Source organism: Paraburkholderia youngii, assembly GCF_013366925.1.
Classification (GTDB): Bacteria; Pseudomonadota; Gammaproteobacteria; order Burkholderiales; family Burkholderiaceae; genus Paraburkholderia; species Paraburkholderia youngii.
Genome location: NZ_JAALDK010000001.1, coordinates 4,024,776 through 4,050,011, shown reverse-complemented (window position 1 = coordinate 4,050,011; position 25,236 = coordinate 4,024,776). Strand labels below are relative to the sequence as shown.

The 25,236-nt window shown below is 64.0% G+C and carries 17 protein-coding genes and 1 tRNA gene; 6 read left to right on the top strand and 12 right to left on the bottom strand.

The genetic code is table 11. From position 1 onward, the window contains the following. Positions 1 to 5: 5 nt before the first annotated feature. Together G5S42_RS18665 and G5S42_RS18660 are read right to left on the bottom strand one after the other, a co-directional pair. The gene (locus G5S42_RS18665; RefSeq protein WP_176108164.1) at positions 6 to 302 is read right to left on the bottom strand and encodes a hypothetical protein; all 297 of its coding nucleotides are present in this window, start codon (positions 300 to 302) and stop codon (positions 6 to 8) included. Between the two features lie 240 nt (positions 303 to 542). Further along, positions 543 to 619 (bottom strand) — tRNA-Met (locus tag G5S42_RS18660). Between the two features lie 260 nt (positions 620 to 879). Between G5S42_RS18660 and xth the strand changes: the two genes are divergently transcribed. Continuing rightward, a complete protein-coding gene (gene xth, locus G5S42_RS18655) occupies positions 880 to 1,656 on the top strand; it encodes an exodeoxyribonuclease III (RefSeq protein ID WP_176108163.1) in 777 nt (258 codons plus the stop codon). Between the two features lie 51 nt (positions 1,657 to 1,707). Here xth and G5S42_RS18650 read toward each other — a convergent pair whose 3' ends face one another. The 4 genes from G5S42_RS18650 to glnA form a co-directional block, all read right to left on the bottom strand. After that, positions 1,708 to 3,825, bottom strand: coding sequence for a prolyl oligopeptidase family serine peptidase (locus G5S42_RS18650; protein WP_176108162.1), 2,118 nt, complete (start codon positions 3,823 to 3,825; stop codon positions 1,708 to 1,710). Between the two features lie 140 nt (positions 3,826 to 3,965). After that, the gene (gene ntrC / locus G5S42_RS18645) at positions 3,966 to 5,504 is read right to left on the bottom strand and encodes a nitrogen regulation protein NR(I) (protein ID WP_176108161.1); all 1,539 of its coding nucleotides are present in this window, start codon (positions 5,502 to 5,504) and stop codon (positions 3,966 to 3,968) included. A 36-nt stretch (positions 5,505 to 5,540) separates the two neighbouring features. Next, positions 5,541 to 6,683 carry a nitrogen regulation protein NR(II) gene (gene glnL / locus G5S42_RS18640; protein ID WP_176108160.1) on the bottom strand — a complete coding sequence of 381 codons (1,143 nt, stop codon included), beginning with the start codon at positions 6,681 to 6,683 and terminating at the stop codon, positions 5,541 to 5,543. Between the two features lie 199 nt (positions 6,684 to 6,882). Continuing rightward, positions 6,883 to 8,298, bottom strand: coding sequence for a type I glutamate--ammonia ligase (gene glnA / locus G5S42_RS18635; protein ID WP_176108159.1), 1,416 nt, complete (start codon positions 8,296 to 8,298; stop codon positions 6,883 to 6,885). A gap of 454 nt (positions 8,299 to 8,752) precedes the next feature. Between glnA and G5S42_RS18630 the strand changes: the two genes are divergently transcribed. Beyond that, entirely contained in the window at positions 8,753 to 9,217 is a 465-nt protein-coding gene (locus G5S42_RS18630; RefSeq protein ID WP_013089841.1) for a rhodanese-like domain-containing protein, read from the top strand. A 176-nt stretch (positions 9,218 to 9,393) separates the two neighbouring features. Here G5S42_RS18630 and G5S42_RS18625 read toward each other — a convergent pair whose 3' ends face one another. From G5S42_RS18625 to G5S42_RS18610, 4 genes are all read right to left on the bottom strand, one after another. Continuing rightward, the gene (locus G5S42_RS18625) at positions 9,394 to 10,242 is read right to left on the bottom strand and encodes a competence/damage-inducible protein A (protein WP_018435396.1); all 849 of its coding nucleotides are present in this window, start codon (positions 10,240 to 10,242) and stop codon (positions 9,394 to 9,396) included. Between the two features lie 19 nt (positions 10,243 to 10,261). Further along, positions 10,262 to 11,095, bottom strand: a complete 834-nt coding sequence (locus G5S42_RS18620; RefSeq protein WP_176108158.1) for an EI24 domain-containing protein — start codon at positions 11,093 to 11,095, stop codon at positions 10,262 to 10,264. A gap of 210 nt (positions 11,096 to 11,305) precedes the next feature. Further along, positions 11,306 to 12,304 carry a sterol desaturase family protein gene (locus G5S42_RS18615; RefSeq protein WP_176108157.1) on the bottom strand — a complete coding sequence of 333 codons (999 nt, stop codon included), beginning with the start codon at positions 12,302 to 12,304 and terminating at the stop codon, positions 11,306 to 11,308. Positions 12,305 to 12,386: 82 nt separating this feature from the next. Continuing rightward, a complete protein-coding gene (locus tag G5S42_RS18610) occupies positions 12,387 to 13,406 on the bottom strand; it encodes a YVTN family beta-propeller repeat protein (RefSeq protein WP_176108156.1) in 1,020 nt (339 codons plus the stop codon). A gap of 580 nt (positions 13,407 to 13,986) precedes the next feature. On the opposite strand from G5S42_RS18610, the gene G5S42_RS18605 reads away from it, so the two are divergent. Continuing rightward, positions 13,987 to 16,404 (top strand): YadA family autotransporter adhesin, encoded by a 2,418-nt coding sequence (locus G5S42_RS18605; protein ID WP_176108155.1) that lies wholly within the window; start codon positions 13,987 to 13,989, stop codon positions 16,402 to 16,404. A gap of 83 nt (positions 16,405 to 16,487) precedes the next feature. Here the strand turns inward: G5S42_RS18605 and hrpA are convergent, their stop codons facing one another. Both hrpA and G5S42_RS18595 read right to left on the bottom strand, forming a co-directional pair. Next, the gene (gene hrpA, locus G5S42_RS18600; RefSeq protein ID WP_176108154.1) at positions 16,488 to 20,825 is read right to left on the bottom strand and encodes an ATP-dependent RNA helicase HrpA; all 4,338 of its coding nucleotides are present in this window, start codon (positions 20,823 to 20,825) and stop codon (positions 16,488 to 16,490) included. Further along, the gene (locus G5S42_RS18595; protein ID WP_176108153.1) at positions 20,822 to 20,962 is read right to left on the bottom strand and encodes a hypothetical protein; all 141 of its coding nucleotides are present in this window, start codon (positions 20,960 to 20,962) and stop codon (positions 20,822 to 20,824) included. Before G5S42_RS18595 ends, hrpA begins: the two co-directional genes overlap by 4 nt. 210 nt (positions 20,963 to 21,172) lie before the next feature. On the opposite strand from G5S42_RS18595, the gene argA reads away from it, so the two are divergent. The 3 genes from argA (at position 21,173) to proP (ending at position 25,172) form a co-directional block, all read left to right on the top strand. Further along, on the top strand, positions 21,173 to 22,561 hold the full coding sequence (gene argA, locus G5S42_RS18590; protein WP_176108152.1) for an amino-acid N-acetyltransferase: 1,389 nt from the start codon (positions 21,173 to 21,175) through the stop codon (positions 22,559 to 22,561). 131 nt (positions 22,562 to 22,692) lie between these two features. Beyond that, positions 22,693 to 22,965 carry an oxidative damage protection protein gene (locus G5S42_RS18585; protein ID WP_026228676.1) on the top strand — a complete coding sequence of 91 codons (273 nt, stop codon included), beginning with the start codon at positions 22,693 to 22,695 and terminating at the stop codon, positions 22,963 to 22,965. A gap of 737 nt (positions 22,966 to 23,702) precedes the next feature. Beyond that, positions 23,703 to 25,172, top strand: a complete 1,470-nt coding sequence (proP, locus tag G5S42_RS18580; protein WP_176108151.1) for a glycine betaine/L-proline transporter ProP — start codon at positions 23,703 to 23,705, stop codon at positions 25,170 to 25,172. Positions 25,173 to 25,236 lie beyond the last annotated feature (64 nt).

Below are 25,236 nucleotides of genomic sequence, written 5' to 3'. Positions count from 1 at the left end.
AAACACTAATCCTTGAAGTCCACCGAGGCTCCGTCCGAGAGATAGCCATCACCGGTGTCGATATACCAGACTTGCCCGCGAACCTCAAAGTACGCATAGAACTTGGTGACAGCTCCGCGGCCAGCCCCAAAAGTCAGGACAAATCGACACGGCGCGCCATTGAGGAAACCATCGACCCGTCGTTGCCCCGTCGGCGGCATTTCGCTCCAGGTCTTTGCGACGGCGGTTCGGGTGCGGCCCGCTTCTGTAATGGAGGCCCTGCTTTGCATGGTGCTGACGATGTGGAAAGAGGGATGCGTCATGAGACCCGGCAGGCCAAGACGAACCCCAGTCCTGTAGCGGGCATCATGAGGGCGACGTTGGGTAGAGGATAGCCTGAACGCGCCAGAGGCCCGGAAAACAAAAAACCCGCTCGAAGGCGGGTTCATTGGTGCGACGGGATTCTTGCCGGATTTTCGCGGTTTTTGCCCACCTATTGCCCAAAAACGCAAAAAGAAGGTTCTACCTGAAAGCCTGAAATCCGGGAAAGCCTTAAGGGGCTTTGGTTGCGGGGGTAGGATTTGAACCTACGACCTTCGGGTTATGAGCCCGACGAGCTGCCAGACTGCTCCACCCCGCGTCAGAGAAAGAAGATTATATAAGCTTGCTAGCAAAACGTCAAACCTATGAGCGGAACATTTATCGAACGACGTCGTCGCGATGAGATTCGAGCCCCGATGAACACGCATGAGCATGCGCCGTGAGCGCAAGACATGCGGCGCAGCCTCGTATTCCACGCATGGCGCGACGCACACAGCAAGTAGAATGTCGCCGACTTTGACCGGCGAGGCCCCCGCTATAATCGGCCTCGCTCTCATCACGCACGCACCGGATATTTTCGTGAAAATCGCCACCTGGAACGTCAACTCCCTCAAAGTCCGCCAGCAGCACGTCGTCGACTGGCTCGCGAGCAGCGGCACCGACGTGCTGTGCCTGCAGGAACTGAAGCTCCCCGACGAAAAGTTTCCGCGCGCCGAACTCGAGGCGGTCGGCTATCGAAGCTGGTACGCGGGTCAGAAAACGTATAACGGTGTCGGCATTCTGGTGCGCGAAGGTTTGAACGTCGACGAAACCAGCATCGTGCGCAACATCCCCGGTTTCGAGGACCCGCAGCAGCGCGTGATCGCGGCGACCGTCGACGGCGTGCGCATGATCTCCGCGTATTTCCCCAACGGTCAGGCGCCCGGCACCGACAAGTTCGCGTACAAGCTACGCTGGCTCGACGCGCTGCACGACTGGCTCGCAACCGAGATGACACTGCATCCGAAGCTCGCGCTGCTCGGCGACTACAACATCGCGCCCGAAGATCGCGATGTGCACGACCCGAAGGCATGGGAAGGTCAGAATCTGGTGTCGCCCGAAGAGCGCGCCGCGTTCGTGCGGCTGATCGGCCTCGGTCTGCTCGACGCCTTCCGCCAGTTCGAGCAGCAGGAAAAGATCTATTCGTGGTGGGACTACCGGATGATGGCCTTCCGTCGCAATGCGGGGTTGCGCATCGATCACATCCTGCTGTCGAAGGCGCTGTCCGACATCTGCAAGGCGTGCGACATCGACAAGGTGCCGCGCAAATGGGAGCAGCCGTCGGATCACGCGCCGGTGTTCGCGCAGCTCGGTTGATCCGGAACACAGCCACGAAGCGAGGCAGTGCGGCCTCGCTCCCCTATTGCTTCAAGCGTCGCCCAGCACACCCCACAAGAACTCGAACACCATCGCATCATGCTCGGCCTGCTCCAGCTCATCGGAGCCGCCGTGTCCGCCTTCCGTATTCTCCCGGTACCACACGTTCTGCGCGCCCAGCGCCTGCATGCGCGCGGCCATCTTGCGCGCGTGGCCGGGATGCACGCGATCGTCGGCGGTCGACGTCATGAATAGCACCGGCGGATACGCGACGCCCGCCGCGAGGTTGTGATACGGCGAATACGCGGCGAGCGTGCGCGCTTCATCGGGTTCGTCCGGGTCGCCGTACTCGTCGATCCACGATGCGCCCGCGTGCAGCAGGTGATATCGGCTCATATCGAGCAACGGCACCTCGCACACGACCGCGCCGAATAGCTCCGGCCGCTGCACCATGCAAGCGGCCACCAGCAGACCGCCGTTGCTGCCGCCCTGAATGCCGAGCTGCGCGGCGCTCGTCACGCCTCTCGCGATCAGCGCTTCGGCGACCGCGATGAAATCATCGAACGCGCGCTGGCGATTTTCTCCCTGCGCCGCCGTGTGCCAGCGCGTGCCGAACTCCCCGCCGCCGCGAATATGTGCGACCACGTACACGCCGCGGCGTTCGAGCCAGCCGATGCCCTGCCCCGTCAGATAGCTCGGCAACAGCGGAATCGCGAAGCCGCCGTAGCCGCTCAGCAGACACGGACGCGTCGGTTGTCGATCGCCCGGCGATGACAGTGCTTCCTTCGGCCCAATCACCGTGTACGGTATGCGCGTGCCATCGGCCGATACCGCATGGCCGCGCGTCACGGCAACGCTCGTCGCGTCGAACTGCGTCGGCCAACGGTCGAGCAACTCCCATTCGCCGGGCTCGTCGCGCGCGAGATCGGAGAGCCAGTAGGCAGGCGGTTGCAGATAATCGTCGGTGTCGACGAACACTTCGTCGTTCAGCGTCGACTCGACCGGCGACACATCGACCTGCGCATCGCCGCGCGCCGCAAACACGCGCTCGCGCCAGTGCCACGTGCCGTCCTCGCGCTGCGAAGGCGTCCAGATCAGCGTCTTGGCGCGTACGTCGTCGAGATACGACACGATCAGATGATGGCGCGTGTGCGACCAGTCGCAGGCCGAGGTCAGCGGTGTCGGCGTGAAAAGCGGCGTCACGTCGCGCTCGCCGCGCAAAAACGCGTCCTCGCGAATCGCGAGCAGCGCGCCGCCAGGATAGCGCGCGCGATTGCCGTCCCACTCGCAGTCCCAGTCGAGCCGTGGCTCTAGCAGCAGCCAGCCCTGCCACGCCCCCACCGCGACATGCGACGGCACCTCGTAACGATGCCAGGCATCGCTGACGTGGTCGAGGTAATAGGTGTGCGAATCGAAAAAGTCGACGCTGCTCGTCACCGTATGCCGGCGATCGAGCGGATCGTAATTCGCCTCCACGCCGATGTCGTCAAACTCGCCGCGAAACACGACGGGCGCGTCGGCGAGCGCGGTGCCACGGGTCCAGCGCCGCACGTCGCGTGGATAACCGGAACGCGTCAGCGTCTTGCGCCCGCTGTCCCAGCCAACGTACAGCGTATCGCGATCGATCCACGACACCGTGTGCTTGCCCGCCTTCGCTATCGCGAAACCATCGTCAATGAAACGCCGCGCGTCGAGATCGAACTCGCGCACGACGAGCGCGTCCGAGCCGCCCGGCGACATCGTGATCAGCGCGCGGCCGCCGTCCGGATAGAGGATGTCGAGATCGACGCACACCCACGGTGTGCCTTCGGCCGCGCCGAGCGCGTCGAAGTCGAGCAGGTTCTGCCACACCGGCGCGCCGGCGCGCCATGCGGCCCACGCGGTGCGTCGCCAGATGCCGCGCGGATTGCTCGCGTCCTGCCACAGATCGTAGGCCCAGTCCTTCCAGCGATCCGGAATCACCGGGCGCTCGCGCGGCAGATAGGCATCGGCGAGCCGGTGTCTGAGCGCGTCGAACGACGCGCCGCTGCACCACGCCGCACGGGTGCGCGCATTCTGCGCGTCGACCCATGCGAGTGCGTCGGTGTCGTACAGCTCTTCGAGCGACAGGAAAGGATCGGGGGAAAGCGGCCACTCGAACGGGGCGGGAGAAGCGGGAGAAGCTGGCATCGTCGGCTGTCGGATCGGAACAGCGTTGATTATGCCTCGTGCACGACAGTTGCCGGTTTGCCGCAACGCGCGATGCAAAAACGACGAAGGCGGCCTGAGCCGCCCTCGCCTGCGATGCAGGATCGCTCAATACGACCGCATCAAGGCTCGAGATTGAGCTCCTGAATCTTGCGCGTAATCGTATTGCGCCCGATACCGAGCCGCTCGGCCGCCTCGACCTTGCGGCCGCGCGTGAAGTCGAGCGCCTCGCGGATCACGGCCGCTTCGAAGCGGCGCGCGAGTTCGTCCATCACGTCGGCCGCGTTCTCGCGCAGCATGCGCGCGACTTCGGTGCGCAGGCCGCCTTCCCATGCGCTCAGCGCGGTGGCGACCGACGCACCGCCCGCACCGACCGGATGCACGAGCGTGCTGGCGTTCGCTCCAGCGAGCGGCGCACCGACCGTGAATCCCGTATTGATCGTCACGGCGCCATCCGTCGTCGCGCCCGCGGCGGCGCCCGCACCGGGCTCGCTCCCGCCGCTGTGCGCGGGCCCGAGATCGGGCGGCAGATCCTTGATTTCGATCGTCTGCGCGGGCGCCATCACCGTAAGCCAGTTCGCGAGATTCTCGAGTTGCCGCACGTTGCCCGGAAACGGCAGCGACGCCAGATACGCGAGCGCCTCGTCGGACACGCGCTTCGGTTCGACGCCGAGATCACGCGCGCTCTTCTGCAGGAAATGTCGCGTCAGCAGGGGAATGTCCTCGCTACGCTCGCGCAACGCGGGCAAGCGCAAGCGGATCACGTTCAGACGGTGATACAGGTCCTCGCGAAACAGCCCCTGCCGCACGCGCGCTTCGAGATTCTGGTGTGTCGCCGCGATCACGCGCACATTCGCGCGCAGCGGATTGTGGCCGCCCACGCGATAGAACTGTCCGTCCGACAGCACGCGCAACAGGCGCGTCTGCAGATCGAACGGCATGTCGCCGATTTCGTCGAGAAACAGCGTGCCGTTCTCGGCCTGTTCGAAGCGTCCCTGGCGCATCGCCTGCGCGCCGGTGAACGCTCCACGCTCATGACCGAACAGTTCGGACTCCAGCAGATCCTTCGGAATCGCGGCCGTGTTCAACGCGATGAAGGGGCCGTTCGCGCGTGGGCTATGTCGGTGCAGCGCACGCGCGACCAGTTCCTTCCCGGTGCCTGATTCGCCGGTAATGAGCACGGTGGCCGCCGAATGCGACAGGCGACCGATCGCGCGAAACATGTCCTGCATCGCGGGTGCCTGGCCGAGCATCTCGGGCGCTTCGGCGACGCGCTCGTCCCACGTCTGCTCGCCACGCATGCTTTCGTCGACCGCGCGGCGAATCAGCTCGACGGCCTTGTCGACATCGAACGGCTTCGCCAGATACTCGAACGCACCGCCCTGGAATGCGGCCACCGCGCTATCGAGATCCGAGAACGCGGTCATGATGATGACCGGCAAGCCTGGCACCTTGTCGCGGACGGTTTGCAGCAACTCCAGCCCGGAGCCACCGGGCATGCGGATATCGGAGACCAGCACCTGCGGGCTGTCGTGATCGAGCGCGGCCGACGCTTCGCGCACGTTGGCGAAGCTGCGCGTCGCGAAGTTCTCGCGCGCCAGCGCTTTCTCGAGCACCCAGCGAATTGATTGATCGTCGTCTACTATCCAGATCGGCTTCATATGGTTCGGTCAGAAGTCTTGAGGTGCTTGTGGTATCTAGAGGTCGAGCGGCAGCAGAATCTGAAACTCGGTATGGCCCGGCCGGCTGTCCACCTCGATCAGACCTTCGTGCTGCTGCACGAAGGTCTGCGCAAGCGTTAGACCGAGACCGCTGCCGTCCTCGCGCCCCGATACGAGCGGATAGAAAATGCGGTCGCGAATCTCTTCCGGAATGCCTGGGCCGTTGTCGACGATATGCAAGTCCAATGCCAGCTTGCACAGGCGTTTTGAAATCGTGACCTTGCGCGCGATGCGCGTACGCAACTCGATGCGCGCATCGCCCTGCGAGATCCGCTCGCGCAACGCCTCGGCCGCATTGCGCACGATGTTCAGCAGCGCCTGGATCAGCTGCTCCTTGTCGCCGCGCAGATCCGGCACGCTGACGTCGTAGTCGCGCTCGATCGTCAGGCCGCGCGGAAATTCCGCGAGAATCACCTGACGCACACGCTCGCACACCTCGTGAATATTCACGTCGCCGACGATATGCGGATGCCGGTGCGGTTCGAGCAGGCGGTCGACCAGCGTCTGCAGCCGGTCCGATTCCTTGATGATGACCTGGGTGTACTCGCGCAACTCGTCGCGCTGACGCTCGCCGAGTTCGAATTCGAGCAGTTGCGCGGCGCCGCGAATGCCGCCGAGCGGATTCTTGATCTCGTGTGCGAGATTGCGGATCAGATGCTTGTTGACGGCCGTCAGGTCGTTGATGCGCTCTTCGCGGTCGGTGCGCAGATGCCGCTCGTTCTCGAATAGTTCGAGCAACACGTAGTCCTGCGCGCTTTCCAGAAAGCCGACGATCGCATGCGCGTGCAGTGGCTCGTGGCCGGGACGCTCGAGCACGGCGTCAAGATGCGTCGCGTGAAAGCGGTGCGCGGCGATCGCGGTGATCGTCGCGACCAGTTCGTCCGCATTCGAGAAGATGTCCGGCCACGCCATCTGCGTCAGTTGCTTGCGCGACATCTCCAGCATCGACTCCGCCGACGGATTCGCGAACGCGACGCGCAGCGTGCGCTTCTCGAGCACCAGCACGACGGTGGGCAACGCCTCGAAGCCTGGCAGCAAGCCAGAGCTCACGAGCTGCGCGTCATCCGACAGCGTCTGTTCGTGTCCTTTCCTTGCCTTGATCAGATTCTTGAGAACCATCTTGCAGTGTGGCCGGTAGGAGATGGTGATAAATCAGGAGTGCGGCCTATTGGTGATTCGTCGCAATGCATGTCGCCCGCGCGCGGCCGGCCGTGCGTACGGCCTAACGAAAAAGGGACGGCGCCGCCGTCCCTTCGTGACCGATCGCGAGCGTCGGGCAAAGCGCTTCGCCGCGTGAAGGGCGAAGCGCCATCGCCGCTTACAGCGAGTAGTACATTTCGAATTCGATCGGGTGCACCGACTGACGATAGCGTTGCAGCTCGCCCGTCTTCAGTTCGATGTACGCGTCGAGCATCGAATCCGTGAACACGCCACCGCGCGTCAGGAACTCGCGGTCCGCGTCGAGTGCGTCGAGAGCCTGGTCGAGGCCGGCGCACACGGTCGGGATCTTTGCATCCTCTTCCGGCGGCAGGTCGTACAGGTTCTTGTCGGCAGCTTCGCCCGGGTGAATCTTGTTCTGTACGCCGTCCAGACCCGCCATCATCAGCGCGGAGAAGCACAGGTACGGATTCGCCAGCGGATCCGGGAAGCGCGTTTCGATACGGCGGCCCTTCGGGTTCGACACGTGCGGAATACGGATCGATGCCGAACGGTTGCGAGCCGAGTAAGCCAGCTTGACCGGCGCTTCGAAGTGCGGCACGAGACGCTTGTACGAGTTCGTACCCGGGTTGGTGATCGCGTTCAGCGCGCGAGCGTGCTTGATGATGCCGCCGATGTAGAACAGCGCGAATTCCGACAGACCTGCGTAACCATTGCCCGCGAACAGGTTCTGGCCGTCCTTCCAGATCGACTGGTGAACGTGCATGCCCGAACCGTTATCGCCGACGACCGGCTTCGGCATGAACGTCGCCGTCTTGCCGTACGTGTGCGCGACGTTGTGGACGATGTACTTCATCTGCTGCAGCCAGTCGGCGCGCTGCACGAGCGTCGAGAACTTGGTGCCGATTTCGTTCTGGCCCTGGCCCGCCACTTCGTGGTGGTGCACTTCGACCGGAATGCCGATCTGTTCGAGCAGCAGACACATTTCCGAGCGGATGTCCTGGAACGTGTCGACCGGCGCGACCGGGAAGTAGCCGCCCTTGGTGCCCGGACGATGGCCGGTGTTGCCGCCTTCGAATTCCTTCGCCGACGACCACGGTGCTTCTTCCGAGCCGATCTTGATGAAGCAGCCCGACTGGTCCGTGTTCCACTGGACCGAGTCGAAAATGAAGAATTCCGGTTCCGGACCGAAGTAAGCGGTGTCGCCGAGGCCGGAGCTCTTCAGGTACGCTTCGGCGCGCTTCGCGAGCGAGCGCGGATCGCGCTCGTAGCCCTTGCCGTCAGCCGGTTCGACGACGTCGCAGGTCAGCACGAGGGTCGATTCTTCGAAGAACGGGTCGATGAAGGCCGTGTTCGCGTCCGGGACCAGCAACATGTCCGATGCTTCGATGCCCTTCCAGCCGGCAATCGACGAACCGTCAAACGCATGGCCGCTTTCGAACTTGTCTTCATCGAATGCCGACACCGGCACCGAAACGTGTTGCTCTTTGCCGCGCGTGTCGGTGAAGCGGAAGTCGACAAACTTGACGTCTTCGTCTTTGACGAGTTGAACGACGTCGGCCACGGATTTACTCATAACCTATCTCCTGATTAACAATTTCGGCGGATTTCAGCCGCCGCCCAATCTAGCTGACCCGTCCCGGAACGTCCACTTATACGGCGTCGCGGCCGGAAAATTCTGCGGGACAAATCGATCGGCACCAATAAAGCAGATAGCGTGCCACCTTTCAGCCCAGTATGAGCCAATTCGGCGCACATCGTTACTGCGCTTGCGTTTGCGGGCTACGCGTGGAGCGCGAGCAGCGTCACGAAGAAACGCCTTAGCATCCTCACGCACCAGTTTCGTGCATTCACCGCTTTGGAAATCGGGTTATCTTCAATTTTGGTGCATTCCGACGAAAGTGCACCATATTTGCGCATCGAGTTTGGGGCAGCGCCCGCCGATCGCCCCCCACGCCCAGTCTACCCAGGTCTGCGCGGTGCCTGGCGCGCGCTAGAATGATCATTTGGTCCGAAGGAGATTGACGCTCATGAGCACGCTCGAACAGCTTTACGCGAAGGCGGACGCCCGTCGCGCCGAGAACCAACTGCCCTACGCGGGCGCGGTATCGCCGGCCGAGGCGTTCGAACTGCTGGAACTCGATCCGCGCACGCGTCTCGTCGACGTGCGTACCCGCGCCGAACTCGACTGGGTCGGCCGGCCGGTGATCGGTGATGGCCAATACGCGCATGTCGAATGGACGCGCTATCCGGGCGCGGTGCCCAATCAGGAGTTCATGCAGCAACTCGCGCAGGTCGCCTCGCCCGACACGCCGGTGCTGTTCCTGTGCCGCAGCGCCGCGCGCTCGAAGCTCGCCGCGATCGCCGCGACCCAGGCCGGCTTCACGAAGGCGTACGACCTGCTGGAAGGCTTCGAAGGCGACAAGGACGGCCAAGGGCATCGCAAGACGGTGTCGGGATGGTGTTTTCGCGGCTTGCCGTGGATCGGCGCCTGATGGCGGACTGGCGCACTGCCCTCACATGCGCAAGTCCTGTCTAGCGGGGCTGAGGCAGGCTAATCGAAACAGGACGCGCCGACCACGCACTGATTGCATCGTCGGCGCGGGTTGTGACACTGCGATGTCGCGGCTCGCGCCAACCCAACCGTCCGGCGCGAACCGCTGTCGCCTTCTCAGCTTCGCGGCTTACCCGTGGCGGCCGCCGCCGCTGCCGCGACTTCAGGCTCGACGATGTCGCCACCGAGCAGATGCACCCCTTCGCGCAGCTTCACGAACGCCGCGGCGACGGCTTCCGGCTCACCCTTCACCCCGAGATCGATGTGATGCCGCGCATACACGCCGCCGCGCTCCGCATCCCCGACGCTCGGCAGGCTGAACACCCGCACGCCCGGAAAATCCCGCTCGATTTTCTCCATCAGCGGCGTCACGCGCGACTCCGGCAGCTCGAACACCAGCAGCGACTTTTCGGCGTGCGGCGTGGTGTGGTGCAGATGCGCGTACTGCGTGTCCAGCACCCACTCGATCATCGGCCAGGCCATCACCGGGAAACCCGGCACGAAATGGTGCTGGCGGATCGAAAAACCCGGAATCTTGTTGTAGCCGTTCGGAATGATGTCGGCGCCCTGCGGATACGTGCCCATGTTCAGGCGATGCCGGTTCTCGGGCGAGTTCAGATCGAGCGGCGTCGTCGAAGTCGCCGGATACATGTCGCGGATGCGCTCCTGGATCAGCTTCGCGGCCTCCGGATGCAGCTCGAGCGGCACGCCGAGCGCGGCCGCCGCGCATTGGCGCGTGTGGTCGTCAGGTGTCGCGCCGATGCCGCCCGTCGAGAAAACGATGTCGCCCGACGCGAACGTCCGACGCAGCGTCGCCGTGATGCGCTCCGGATCGTCGCCGATGTACTCCGCCCAGCCGAGCGACAGCCCGCGCGCCCGGAGCAACTCGATGACCTTCGGTAGATGCTTGTCGACGCGCCTGCCCGACAGGATTTCATCGCCGATGATGATGACGCCAAATGCCATTGCCGCCTCTTTCGTTTGATCAATAGGGAACCGGCGCGACCTCGCGCGCGCCGCCAGACGCTTCCGCCCGCATACGCTGCAGCGCGCGCAGGCAGTAGTTGCCGAACCATAGCGCCGAGAACACCAGGATGAACGCGTAAATCCAGATCGTCACCGTGGTAATCACCGGGAACAGCACGACCAGCCAGACCGACGACGCCCACAGCAGCGTCGGCAGCGAGCCTAGGAGGCCGCTCACGACCCCGATCAGCAGTAGCGGCAAGCGGTGGCGCCGCACGAGTTCGCGCCGCTCGTCGCGCGTCGCATGCAACGCGAGCGCGTCGTAGGTCATCACCCGATACGTGAGCCAGCCCCACAGCAGCGGAGGAATCAGCGCGAAGAACGGCGGTACGAGCCACAGCGGCAAGGTGACGATCAGCAGCACGAGACACAGCAGCGTGGTCCAGAGCGCCTGACCGAGGCTACCGTACCATGTTCCGCCGCGGCGTATCTCCAGCCCGGCGAATTGGCGCGCCGCGAGAAAGCGGATCACGGCCGGCATCGACAGCATGGCGATCAGCAGCAGCACCGTGACGACGATCAACGGGATCGCCATTGCAATTACGATGAACGGTGCGATGACCGCGTGCAGCGTCGAGAAACCGAGCACGTCGAACAGATGATAAAGCGTGGCGGTGAAAGACCAGTCGTCGAGCCAGGTGCGGGTCGCGCCGGTCACCGTTTGCCAGAAGAACCACAGGAGCAAGCCCCAGCCGACCGTCGCGACGATAAACGGTTTGAAGGTCAGCCAGAGCATGCGCGGATGCAACGCGCTTGCGAGTGCACGCCCAAACGAGCGCAACAGATCATTCATGCGAGCCAATGCCTGCGAACGAAACGATGGACAGGAAAAACGCGCCGCGCGCCGGCCTGGCATGCTGGTGGGGCACTGGAGGTGCGCACGAACGTGCACAGCATAAACCAAGGGACACGCCGCCGGCGGAAGTGGGCGGCGCGGCGGAGCGCGTGCTCGAGAGGATCCGCAATGGACTCAGAATGAACTCTGAATGGACTCTGAAAGGACTCAAACGGCAGCGGTGTCGTTGCCGGTTGCGCGGCGCTTCGATACCAGGCGATGCGCGATGCGCACGAAGGCGAACCAGTGCTGCGCCCAGAAGCCATCGCCATAGCGGCGGCCTTCGAGCTGATCGCTGATACCGGTCGGCTCCACGTCGCGGCTCCACGACGCGCTGCGGAACAGCATGTCCCACCATGGGAACAGCACGCCGAAATTGCAGCCGTACTTGAGCCCTTCATGACCTAAGCCGATTGCGTGGTGACGGCGATGGAATGCCGGACTGACGAGCAGCCGCTCGCCGAGCCAGCCGTAATACAGCCGGATGTTCGCGTGCTGCACGCTCTGCGCGAGGTTCGTGATCGCGACCAGCACGACGAACTGCGACGGCGGCACACCGATCGCGAGCGAGATCACCGCGAAGAACGACGCCTGCAGCAAATCATCGAGCAGATGGTTACGATCGTCGGACCAAAGCGACATCTGCCGCTGACTATGGTGTACCGCATGCAGTTCCCACCACACGCCGAAGCGGTGCTGCCCGCGGTGATACCAGTAGCCGGCGAAATCGAGCACGAGCAGATACATGACGAACGTGACGAGCGGCTGCGTGGTCACGCCGGGCCACAGGTTGTCGAAGTTCAGGTTCGCGATGCCGTGAAGCCTGAGCCAGCCTTGCACGTTGTCGAAGAATGGCTGCAGTGCGAAGAAAAAGAAAAGATTCAAAATGCCGAGCTTGGCGATCCACGTGTACAGCACGTCGACCCGCACTGCCTTGCGGTTCTCCCATTGCTCGACCGGACGCAGCGCCTCGAGCGGACGCAGGATCGCGTACATCGCGAGCACCTCGAGCACACCGACGATGACCCAGTACAGGCTGTCGTAGGTGTCCTCGTCGTAGTCCATCAGATTGAACCGGAACAGCAGCGGCTGTACCACGTCGACGTACAGCCACGTCTGCGTGGCTGAAACGAAGCTGTCGAGTGTGGAGAAAATCAGATGGAACATGATGCTGGCCTGTTACTTCATCCTTGGTGGCTCGTGGCGCCGGGGCTCTGCTGCGTTGCTCCCAGGCACCCCCTGAGACCCCTCAAGCACCGTTCGGCGCCGTGACCGGCGCGCGGTTGAAGAAATAGATACCATGCGGCGAGCGGCCGACCGCAATCGTCTGGATCAGCTTGCGCGTGTTGAGATCGATGATGCCAATGTGCTTCGCGAAGCGGAAGGTCACCCACAGATAGCGCTTGTCGGCGGAAAGCTCCATGTCGTCCGGTCCCGGCATCAGGCCGGTGATATCGCCGACGTTGGTGAGCGTGTCTTCGTCGATGATGCTGATCGTGCTAGCGACGCGGTTCGACACCGCGACATGCTTGCCGTCGGCGAGCGAGCGGAAGTTGTGAGCGCCCTTGCCCGTATGAATCGTCTTGACGACTTTCTGGTTGCGCCAATCCACGACGGCGACGTAGTCCTCGCCGGTCATGCCGACGAGCAGGTACTTTTCGCCCGGCGTCATCCACAGGCCTGCGGGCACCTTGCCGACCTTCATCTTCCATTTGACGGTTTGCGTGGGCAGGTCGATGGCGGCGAGTTCGCCCGAGATCTGCAGCGAAACGAACACCGTCCTGCTGTCATTCGTGAACGCCATATGGCTGGGCATCACCGCGAGCGGCAGCCGTGAAGCCAGCGTCATCTGGTTTTTCTGGTTGTCGTAGTGGTAGATGTCGAGGCGGTCGAGCCGCAAGCCCGTAGTGACGAGCCACTTGCGATCCGGCGAAAAACCGATTTGATAGGGATCTTCGATGTTCTCGACCCAGCGCTGCAACTGCCCCGTTTTCGGATCGACGAACATCAGGCTGTTCGACACCGAATTGGCGACGATCAGCGAGGAATTGTCCGGCGTGGCCATCAGGTGATGCGGTTCCTTGCCCGTGGGCACGGTGCCGATGACCTGGCGGCTGTTCTCGTCGATCAGGCTCAGCGTGGCCTCACCGGAATTGAGCACGATCACGTTATTGGCGTGCGCCGCCGGAGAAAAAAAGCCTGCGGCGGCGACCAGCACCGCAGTTGCGGCGAACGTGGCAGTCAAGCCGGGAAGAAGAAATTTACGCATGAAAACTCGCTTCGGAGAACAACGGTCATTGTAGAACGTTTGCCGGTCCGAGCGGTTGACGTAAGTCACCGGGCGACGAGCGAAAAATGACGGATGCGATGAAGTGCGGCCGCGCGCGGGAAAGTTCGTCTGCCACGTCCCGTTTTTGATGCTCGGGCCGCGGGTTTTCGAGTGAGGAATCAATGTGCTCTCCTTGCCAGAATCAATCATGCATCAGCCACACGCCAATATCGCCCAAAGCAATAACTAAAACAATAGGAATATTCTTTTTTTCGCGCCAATAAATCTACCTGTATTAATATATTTTTTAGCCCAATTGAATTTCGGAGTTCGCTGATATCTGAATTGCGCGCGGGCACCGGAGAATTCTTCCTGCGCGTCGTCCCGCCAGCGCCTCATCCGTGGGAACCACGCGTATAACGCGGGGACGACGCGCGCTCGACCAAATAGCGCAAGCTTCACCAATGGCCAGCGTTTTTATTTTCGAGATTTTCAAACTTAGCTGGGCAATAACGTCACACCAATCTCGAATTACGCACTACACGCCACGAACTAAAATAATGCGGAGGATTTTAAATTGATGAACAAGAATATTTCGATAATTGGCCGTACCACATCTCAAAGAAAAGTCGCAGCGGCGCAAACTGCCTGCCTGCAAATACACCGTGCTTCCGCGTGCCAGAAAAGCATCGCCCGAGCAGTTCGACGTACTGCGGGTGTTGCCATAGCGGCGGCCCTGTGCGTCACGGAAGCGAACGGCGCCGGCGTCGATTCGGTCGAGGTAGGCACGGCCAGCGCGCCCGGCGACGCCGCGGTCGCGATAGGCGCACAGGCCATCGCAAGCGGCAACTCATCGCTGGCGATCGGCTCGCAAGCGAACGCGCAAAACGACGGCGCGCTCGCGGTAGGGGCAGGCGCCACGGCGCAGGGCGACAGCGCAGTCGCCGTGGGTCTCTCCTCTTCCGCAAAAGGCGAAGGCGCAGGCGCCTTTGGGCCCTATGCGAATGCGCAGGCGGAACGCGCGACCGCGGTCGGTCTGGACGCGTCGGCGCTCGGTGTCGACTCGGTCGCAACGGGCTCCGGTTCAATGGCGGCGAATTCGGCCGCCTCCGCGTTTGGCTCCCAATCCACGGCAACCAGCGTCGGTTCGACCGCGCTCGGCTATGTCGCGCAGGCCGGAGGCACCAACTCGCTCGCCGCCGGAGCATGGGCCTCGGCACTGGCGGACTCGAGCGTCGCGCTTGGTAGTAACACCCTCGTCAGCGGTGTCGGCGCCATCGCCCTCGGCGTCGCTGCGCAGGCGAGCGGCGCCTATGCCAGCGCAATCGGCTTCGGCGCAACGGCGGCGGGAGCCGGCGCGATCGCCCTCGGCAGCAACGCAAACGCGAGCGCCGACAATAGCGTCGCGCTGGGCGCCAATGCCAGCACCACGACGGATCTGTCGCAAAGCGCATTTGTGCCCGGGGGAGCGGGCGCTACCCCGGTCGTGGCCCCCATCGCGACAGGCGAAGTCTCACTTGGCTCGGCGAATAATGAGCGTCGCCTGACCAACGTCGCCGCGGGCGCTGCGCCCACTGACGCGGTCAACGTGAGCCAGTTGAACGCGGTCGACAACAAGGTCGATGCACTCGCTGAAAGCAGCGCGCTGCACTACCTCAGCGCTGCCGACCCGGCCGACGGCTCCAACAACGCGCTCGCAGAAGGCACGCACGCGCTCGCCGTGGGCAGCAACGCCAGCGCCGTCGGCGCCAACGCGAGCGCATTCGGCACGAGCGCCAGCGCGAGCGCAACGGATTCGACCGCGATAGGCGCGGGCGCCGTCGCCGGCACGGCCGGCGCGACCTCGCTGGGCGCGTCGGCCGACGGCTCAGGGGCCACGGCGCTCGGGGCCAGCGCGACGGCGAACGGCGACGGCACGCTCGCGATCGGCTCCGGTGCCAGCGCAGCCGCCGACAACGCCCTTTCGCTCGGCTATCAGTCGAGCGCGCTGGCCGCAAACGCCGTCGCGCTTGGTCAGGGCTCGATCGCCGATCGCGCGGGGACCGTATCGGTCGGGTCGGCGGGCAACGAGCGTCAGATCACCAACGTCGCGGCCGGCACCGCGGACACCGATGCGGTCAACGTCGCCCAGCTGAAAGCGGTGAGCGATCAGAGCAGCGCGAGCGCGGCGAAACTCGACGGCGCGGTCATGTACGACACGAACGCCGACGGCAGCATCAATCGGAACAGCATTACGCTCGGCGGCGATACCACGGAGGGCACCGTCATCCACAACGTCGCGAACGGCGTGCTGGCGTCCGACGCGGTCAACCTCGGTCAGTTGAACGCGGCGCTCGAAGGGGCGATCAATGACGCGGCGATCGGTTCGGTCGGCGCGTTATTCAGTGCTGCGGGTGAAAGCGCGACTGAAACCGCGCAAGCATCCGGTGCACACGCGATTGCGGCCGGGGCGAATGCGCGGGCAAGCGGCGCCAACGCGACAAGCATCGGAGCGAACGCCATCGCCAGCGGCAACAACGCGACGGCGGTCGGCGCCGCGGCCAGCGCGAGCGCCGACAACTCGGTGGCCTTGGGCCAGGGCTCCATCGCAGACCGAGCGAACTCAGTATCGGTTGGCTCGGTGGGCCAGGAGCGCCAGATCACCAACGTCGCAGCCGGCGTGCGAGGCAGCGACGCGGTCAACGTCAATCAGTTGCAGCAAAGCATGAGCGGCGCGATCAGCGCGGCGAATCGCTATACGGACGATCAGATCCGTTCCGCCCGCCGGGACAGCTACGGGGGCACGGCATCGGCGCTCGCGATGGCAGGCTTGCCGCAAGCGGTCCTGCCCGGACACGGCATGGTCGCGATGGCGGCCGGCACGTACGGCGGTCAATCCGCGCTCGCAATTAGCGTGTCGCAATTGTCGGACACCGGCAAATGGATCTACAAGGCCCAAGGCAGCGCCGACTCACGCGGGCAGTTCGGCGCATCGATCGGCGCGGGGATGCATTGGTGAAATCAGCTCGGGCGATCGTGTCGGGCAAAGCCCGGCCGCCGTGCACACCCAGTGTCCCGCGTCCGCGTGCGAGCGGCCTGACTTTACCGCTGCATCGACTCCCACACCTTGTACAAGCGCTTCACCGAAACCGGCATTGGGGTGCGCAGCTCCTGCGCAAACAGCGAGATGCGCAACTCCTCGAGCAGCCAGCGGAATTCCGCAAGCCGCGGATCCGTGACGCCGCCGCGCTGCGACACCGCCCGCTGATAGTGCTGCAACAGCGGCTGGAATTCGGCGAACTGCCGCGCGTCGCGGGTGGCGTCCGCGCGCAGCTTGTCGATACGCAGCGCCATCCCCTTCAGATAACGCGGGAAATGTGCGAGTTGGGCATACGGCGTATCGACGACAAAACGCTTGCCAATCAGCGCATCGAGTTGATTCTGCAGATCGGTGTACGCGGCCGCGAATGGCTTCGCCTGCAGAAGCTTCTTCGTCAGGCTCGCGTACTCGCCGAGGATCTGGCCGACCAGCCGCGAGATTTCCTGCGCGAGCAACGTGAGGCGGCTACGCCCTTCGTCACGTCGGGTATGGAAGCTCGCATCGTCGTCGGGCAGCGGGTCCTGCAGACACGCGCGGTCGAGTGCGGTGTCGATCAGCTGATCGCGCAGTTCTTCCTGCGTGCCGCGCGGCATGAACTGCATGGCCATTTCGCGCAGGCCCGGCAGATTCTTCTCCAGATACTTGATCGGCTCCTTCAACTGCAGCGCGAAAAGCCGACGCAGGCCCGCCCGATGAATCCGCGCGGCTTCTTCGGGCGAATCGAATACTTCGACGTCGCAGTGCGTGCCACGGTCCACGAGCGCCGGGTAGCCAAACAACGTCTGGCCACCGCGGCGAATTTCGAGCAATTCGGGCAGCTTGCCGAAATTCCACGTGGTCAGGTTTTCGTACAGCGCGGTGGCTGGCGCGCCATCCGGCGTCGCGGGTTGTGGCGCGGCCGCGCCCTTGCCGCGCGCCGGGCCGCTCGCAGCCAGATCCGGAGACCGCGCAGGTGTCGCGACACCGCCGCCTGCATCGGCCAGGGCGGCGCCTGCCGCGCCCGAAACGAGCTTCTGGAAATGCTGCTGCGCCTGACCGCCGAGTTCTGCGCGCAGTTGCGACAGATTGCGTCCCATCGCGAGCTGCCGGCCATGTTCGTCGATGACCTTGAAGTTCATGAACAGATGCGCGGGCAGCGTCTCGAGCTTGAAGTCGGACTGCTTCATCGCGACCTGGGTCTGCTCGCGCACGTCGGCGATCAGCGCTTCGAGCAAGCCGCCTGCTCCGAAGCGCTGGGCGCTGTGCCGTTCGGCGAAACCTGCCGCGTATTCAGGGAGCGGCACGCAATGCCGACGCAGCTTCTGCGGCAGCGACTTCAGCAGCAACTGTGCCTTCTCTTTCAGCATGCCGGGCACGAGCCACTCACAACGGCGCGCGTCGACCTGGTTCAGCGCATACAGCGGTACCGCGAGCGTTACGCCGTCGCGAGGCGTGCCCGGCTCGAAGTGATAGGTCAGCGCCATCTCGATGCCCGCCATCGTCAACCGCTTCGGGAACAGATCCGTCGTGACACCCGCCGCTTCGTGCCGCATCAGATCGTCGCGGGACAAATACAACAGCCGCAGCTTGTCCTCCGCCTGGCCGCTCTTTTTGACTTCGTCGCGATACCAGCGCTCGAACGACGCGCCGGTATAGACGCCATCCGGCAGCGCCTGATCGTAGAACGCGTAGATCAATTCGTCGTCGACCAGCACGTCCTGGCGGCGCGACTTGTGCTCGAGCTGTTCGATGTCGGCAAGCAGCTTGCGGTTGTGCGCGAAGAACGCAAGCTTCGTGTCGAACTCACCTTCAACAAGCGCACCGCGAATAAACAGCTCGCGCGCCCGCGCCGGGTCCTGCTTGCCGAATGCGACGCGCCGCCGGTGATAAATCGGCAGGCCGTACAGCATTGCGCGCTCGAACGCGGACACCTGCGCCGCGCGCTTTTCCCAATGTGGCTCCGAGAGCGACTTTTTCAGCAGATGCGCGCCGACCTTCTCGACCCACTCCGGCTCGATTTTCGCGATACAGCGCGCGTAAAGCCGGCTCGTTTCGACCAGCTCGGCAGCCATCACCCACTTGCCCGCTTTTTTCACGAGCGCAGAGCCCGGCCACAAATAGAACTTGATGCCGCGCGCGCCGAGATAGTACGGCTCATCGTCGGCTTTCAGGCCGATGTTGCCGAGAAGGCCGGTCAGCAGCGCAAGATGGATCTGCTCGAACGTAGCCTCCGCCTCGTTCAGGCGCCAACCGTGCTCCCGCACGACCGTCAGCAGTTGCGAATGGACATCGCGCCACTCGCGCAGCCGCAACTGCGACAGGAAGTTCTTGCGGCACTCGTCCTGCAACTGCCGGTTCGATTTCTTGTGCGCGATCGCTTCGTCGAACCAGTTCCAGATCTTCAGCCACTGCAGGAATTCGGAGCGCTCGTCGGCGAACCGGCGATGCGCCTGGTCGGCCTGCTCCTGGGCGTCGATCGGCCGATCGCGCGGGTCCTGCACGGACAGCGCGCTCGCGATGATCAGCACTTCCTTCAGCGCCTGCTGGTCGCGCGCGGCGAGGATCATGCGGCCGACGCGCGGATCGAGCGGCAGTCGCGCGAGTTCACGGCCGAGCGGTGTCAGGTGATTGTCGTCGTCGACGGCGCCGAGCTCGTTGAGCAACTGGTAGCCGTCGGAAATCGCACGGCCCGGCGGCGGCTCGATAAACGGGAACGTTTCGATCGCCGTCAGGTGCAGCGACTTCATGCGCAGAATCACCGAAGCGAGCGAAGAGCGCAGAATTTCCGGATCGGTGAAGCGCGCGCGGCCCTGGAAATCGCTTTCCTCGTACAGACGAATGCAGATGCCATCGGCAACCCGTCCGCAACGCCCCGCCCGTTGATTCGCGGCGGCTTGAGAAATCGACTCGACCTGCAGCTGCTCGACCTTGTTGCGATACGAGTAGCGCTTCACGCGGGCGAGGCCCGTGTCGACCACGTAGCGGATGCCGGGTACCGTCAGCGAAGTTTCGGCGACGTTGGTCGCGAGCACGATGCGGCGCGCGTTCGACGCGCGGAACACGCGCTCCTGCTCGGCCGCCGAGAGCCGCGCGAACAGCGGCAGAATCTCCGTATGGGGCGGGTGATGTTTGCGCAGCGCCTCGGCGGCGTCCCGAATCTCGCGCTCGCCGGGCAGGAACACCAGCACATCGCCGTGACCCTCGCGGCACAGTTCGTCGACGGCCTCGACGATCGCCTCCATCAGATCGCGATCGGTTTCGCGCTGCGTCTTCAGACGCTCGCGGCCAGACGACGCCACACCCGAGGTCCCTTGCGCCGCCTTGACCGCCGGGCTGTCCTCGACCACCGGTCGGTAACGCACCTCGACCGGATAAAGTCGCCCGCTCACTTCGATCACCGGTGCGGGCTTATCGTCGCTGCCGAAGTGGCGCGCGAAACGGTCGGCGTCGATCGTCGCCGAGGTCACGATCAGCTTCAGGTCGGGACGCTTCGGAAGAATCTCCTTCAGGTAGCCGAGCAGAAAATCGATGTTCAGGCTGCGCTCGTGCGCTTCGTCGATGATCAGCGTGTCGTAGGCTTTCAGCAGCGGATCGGTCTGCGTTTCGGCAAGCAGAATGCCGTCGGTCATCAGTTTGACCGATGCGCCCGGCGCGAGGTTGTCGTTGAAGCGCACCTTGTAGCCGACCACTTCACCGAACGGCGTGCCGAGTTCCTCGGCGATACGGCGCCCGGTCGCCGACGCGGCGATCCGGCGCGGCTGCGTATGGCCGATCAGACCATTGCCGCCTGCGCCCAGACCACGGCCGAGCGTGAGGCAGATTTTCGGCAACTGCGTGGTCTTGCCCGAACCGGTTTCGCCCGACACGATCACGACCTGATTCTCCGCGATCGCCCGCGCGATCTCGTCGCGACGACCGGAAACGGGAAGTGCTTCGGGGAACGTGATCGGTGGAATCGGATTCGGCTCGACGATCCGCGGCGGTCGCGGTTCGCGCGGCGCGCGAGGCTCCTTGCGCGGCTCGCCCGATTGTTGTTTGTCGTGCGAGTGCGTGGCGCGCGGACCGTGACGTTGCTCGTCACGTGGTCCGCGCTCGTCCTGTTCGTTGCGAGGCGCACGATGCCGTTCAACGCGCGGCGTGTCCGAGCGCGCGTCGCGGACTTCGCCACGCTGCCCGCTTTGCCGCGCACCACCTCGCTCATCGCGAGCCTGGCGGCCATGCGCACCGCGAGGCGCGGTCGAAGGCGTACTGCGGTGCTCGCTTTGCGGTCCGTCCTGTTGCTCGCTTTGCGGCCCACCGCTCTGCTGCTCACGGGCCGCGTTTTGAAGCGCGGAACGGAATTGGCCAAGCTGCTCGCTCAACGAAGCGCCACGCGGCTCGCCACGAGCCCCACCGCCCCGCTTGGCACCGGACGCTTCACCCGATTCAGCGCGAGATTCACCGCGCCGTTCATCACGCGCCGCGCCTCGCGCGCGAGCGTGCTCTTCGCGATCTTCACGACCCGCGCCGCCACCTTCCGGCGACACTGTTTGCGCAGACGCGCCCGCCTCCCGACGCGCGTCACGCGCCTGCTCTGGTCTCGCATCCTGCGCTGGGCGGCGCATCGTGTCGCCGGGCCTGGCCGGCTCACCGGCCGGCGCCGGTTTCTCGTTCGCCCCAGCGGGACTTTTGGGTACATTCGACATGGGGGCGCATTATAATCCCCGGCATGAATTCCCAAACCGACCTCGTCCCCGCGCCCGCGAGCGTTCCGGCCCCGGCCGACTCGCCGGAAACCCTCGCCCAGCACGCGCAATTCGTCGACTGGATGCGTTCAGTCGCTCCGTATATCCACGCGTTCCGAAACAAGACATTCGTCGTCGGTTTCGGCGGCGAAGTGGTGCATCAGGGGCTGCTGAATGCGCTCGTGTCCGACATCGCGCTGCTACAGGCAATGGGCATCCAAATCGTTTTGGTGCATGGCTCGCGCCCGCAGGTCGAGGAGCAGATGAGTCTCCACGGCGTCGAATCGGAGTTTTCGCACGGCATGCGCATTACCGACGCGCGCGCGCTCGAGTCCGCGAAGGAAGCGGCCGGCGAAGTGCGTCTCGACATCGAAGCCGCAATCAGCCAGGGTCTGCCGAACACGCCGATGGCGCACGCGCACATCAGCGTCGTGTCGGGCAACTTCGTAACGGCGCGCCCAGTCGGCATTCTGGACGGCGTCGACTTCCAGCACACGGGTCTCGTGCGCAAGATCGACGCGGATTCGATCCGACATTCGCTCGCGAGCCGCAAGCTCGTGCTGCTGTCGCCGCTCGGCTTCTCGCCCACCGGCGAAGCGTTCAATCTGTCGATGGAAGACGTGGCGTCGGCCGCGGCCATCGCGCTGCGCGCCGACAAGATCGTGTTCCTGACCGAAACCGCGGGTCTGATGGAGACCAGCGAAAGCGGTACGGAGCTGATCCGCGAACTGTCGCTCGACGACGCCTACAAGCTGCACGAAAGCGGCGAAGTCACCGGCGACGCCGGCTTCTACCTGAAGCATTCGATCCGCGCCTGCCGCGGCGGCGTGCCGCGCGCGCACATCATCCCGTATGCGCTCGACGGCAGCCTGCTGCTCGAACTCTTCCTGCACGATGGCGTCGGCACGATGATCTCGTACGAGAACCTCGAAAGCCTGCGCGAAGCGACGCCGGACGACGTCGGCGGCATTCTCGCGCTGATCGAGCCGCTCGAAGCCGACGGCACGCTGGTACGGCGCGGCCGTCACCAGATCGAGCGCGACATCGACCATTTCTCGGTGATCGAGCACGACGGTGTGCTGTTCGGCTGCGCGGCGCTGTATCCGTATTCGCAGGAGCGCATCGGCGAGATGGCGTGCCTGACGGTCGCGCCCGAAGCGCAAGGCACCGGCGACGGCGAGCGTCTGCTCAAGCGGATCGAGCAGCGTGCGCGGGCACGCGGCCTCACGCGCATTTTCGTGCTCACCACGCGCACCGAACACTGGTTCCTGAAACGCGGCTTCGTCAAGGCTACGGTCGACGACCTGCCTGAAGACCGCCGCCGACTCTATAACTGGCAGCGAAAGTCGCTCGTGCTGATGAAACAGCTTTGAGTATCTGCGTGATCGTCCCCATCTGATCCGAACTGGCGTTTGTCCGCCCCACGTTGATACAGTAATTATTTTTCATGGGACCGGAGTCAGTGCTAAAGCACTGACTCCGGTCGACACAGGAGAAGCACAGCATGACTCGTATGGTTCAATGCGCGAAGCTCGGCAAGGAAGCCGAAGGCCTCGATTTCCCGCCGCTGCCGGGCGAACTCGGCAAGCGGATCTACGAAAGTATCTCGAAGGAAGCCTGGCAGGCCTGGTTGAAGCAGCAGACCATGCTGATCAACGAAAACCGCCTGAACATGGCCGATCCGCGCGCGCGTCAGTATCTGATGAAGCAGACCGAAAAGTTCTTCTTCGGCGAAGGCGCGGATACCGCATCGGGCTACGTGCCGCCGTCGGCTTGAGCTTGCCACGTCGAGAGCGACACCAGCACGCGTCGCCCGAACCGGGCGAACACACGCCTAAAAATCCGCGCCGCGAGCGCGGATTTTTTTCGCCCCGACATCGGCCGCGCATTGTGTCGGCATTCATCTCGTCTGCACGTCAAAAAATCGCCCCCGCGAATCTTCTAAGCGGTCCGTTTTCAAACCCGTTTCGACCCCGCCAGAATCCCCGCCCCGCAATGGATTGAGCCACACCGGCGGCCTTCGCCCGCACCCCCGGTTTGCACGATCCTCTGTCATCGTGCTAATATGTGCCCCGTTTCAGCTGTAATTCACCTTCATTCGTGTTCTTTTCAGATTGGCTTGTCGTGCCTTTTCCGCGCGTGCGTCATCCTGAATCGAGCTGTTTTTAAACAAGAAGGCTCGTCGGTCGTTTCCCCGCCTAACGCGGATAAATTCAAGACCGGCCTTTTTCGTTTCAAGCCTTCAGTGGCGCATGGGTCGGCTTCCGCAGCCCCGCGTCCTTCATGCACCTGCCCCCCTTCCACGGCCACGCAGGTGCAACTGTCAGCACAATCTAGACGAGTGTTTTTTCGCGAACTTATCGCGAGGCACTGGCGTTTGCTTCATTTCGCCAACTGTTCCGCCGCCGGATAACCGGCACCGCGGATACCCTCGCCACGCTCACGAAATTGCACTTCCAGCAACCGAGGCGGAACGCATCACGAGTTTCGTCGCAGTCATTGGAGTTTTTAACCTTGACCGCTTCCAGCAACGGCTTCTGGCGACATCACAAACAAGAACAACGCCTTACCCTCGACGACATCACCGTCGTCGATCACTCCCTCCTGAAACGGGCCGTCGGCGCAATGGCGCTCGGCAACGCGATGGAATGGTTCGATTTCGGCGTGTACAGCTATATCGCGGTGACGCTCGGCAAGGTGTTCTTCCCCTCGTCGAGCCCGTCGGCGCAGCTCATCGCGACCTTCGGCACGTTTGCCGCGGCGTTTCTCGTGCGGCCGATCGGCGGCATGGTGTTCGGGCCGCTCGGTGACCGTATCGGCCGTCAGCGCGTGCTGGCGATGACGATGATCATGATGGCCGCGGGCACCTTCGCGATCGGCCTGATCCCCAACTACGCGACGATCGGCATTCTCGCGCCGGCGCTATTGCTGCTCGCGCGCCTCGTGCAGGGCTTCTCGACCGGCGGCGAGTACGGCGGCGCCGCGACCTTCATTGCCGAATTTTCGACCGACAAGCGCCGCGGCTTCATGGGCAGCTTCCTCGAGTTCGGCACGCTGATCGGCTATGTGCTCGGCGCGGGCACGGTCGCGCTGTTGACGGCGACGCTGTCGACCGACGCACTGCTGTCCTGGGGCTGGCGCGTGCCGTTCCTGATCGCCGGTCCGCTCGGCCTCATGGGTCTCTACATCCGTATGAAACTCGAGGAAACGCCCGCGTTCAAGAAGCAGGCCGAACAGCGTGAAGCCGAGGACCGCGCGCTGCCTAAACAGTCGTTCGGCCAGCTGCTCGCGCAGCAATGGAAGCCACTGCTGCTGTGCGTCGGCCTCGTGCTGATCTTCAACGTGACCGACTACATGGCGCTGTCGTATCTGCCGAGCTATCTGTCGGCGACGCTGCACTTCAACGAAACGCACGGCCTGTTCCTCGTGCTGCTCGTGATGATCCTGATGATGCCGATGACGCTCGCCGCCGGCCGTCTGTCCGACGCGATCGGCCGCAAGCCGGTGATGCTGCTCGGCTGCGTCGGTCTGTTCGCGCTGTCGATTCCCGCGCTGCTGCTGATTCGCATGGGCACGGTGCTGCCGGTGTTCGCCGGTCTGATGATTCTCGGCGTGCTGCTATCGTGCTTCACCGGCGTGATGCCGTCGGCACTGCCGGCGCTGTTCCCGACCCGGATCCGCTACGGTGCGCTCGCGATCGGCTTCAATGTCTCGGTGTCGCTGTTCGGCGGTACGACGCCGCTCGTGACCGCATGGCTGGTCGACCGCACCGGCAATCTGATGATGCCCGCGTACTACCTGATGGGCGCATCGCTGATCGGCATCGTATCGGTGCTTGCGCTGCGCGAAACCGCGCGCAAGCCGCTGCTCGGCTCGGGCCCGTGCGTCGCGACGCGCGCCGAAGCGCACGCGGTGCTGCGCGGCGAACGCGAGGCCGAGGAGATGGATGAACGGTTCGCGGCGGCTGCGACCGCGCGTGCCTGATCGGCGCAGTCATCCCTCGCTAGAGTAGTCTCGAAGCGGGCCGGCGAGATTCGCCGGCCCGCTT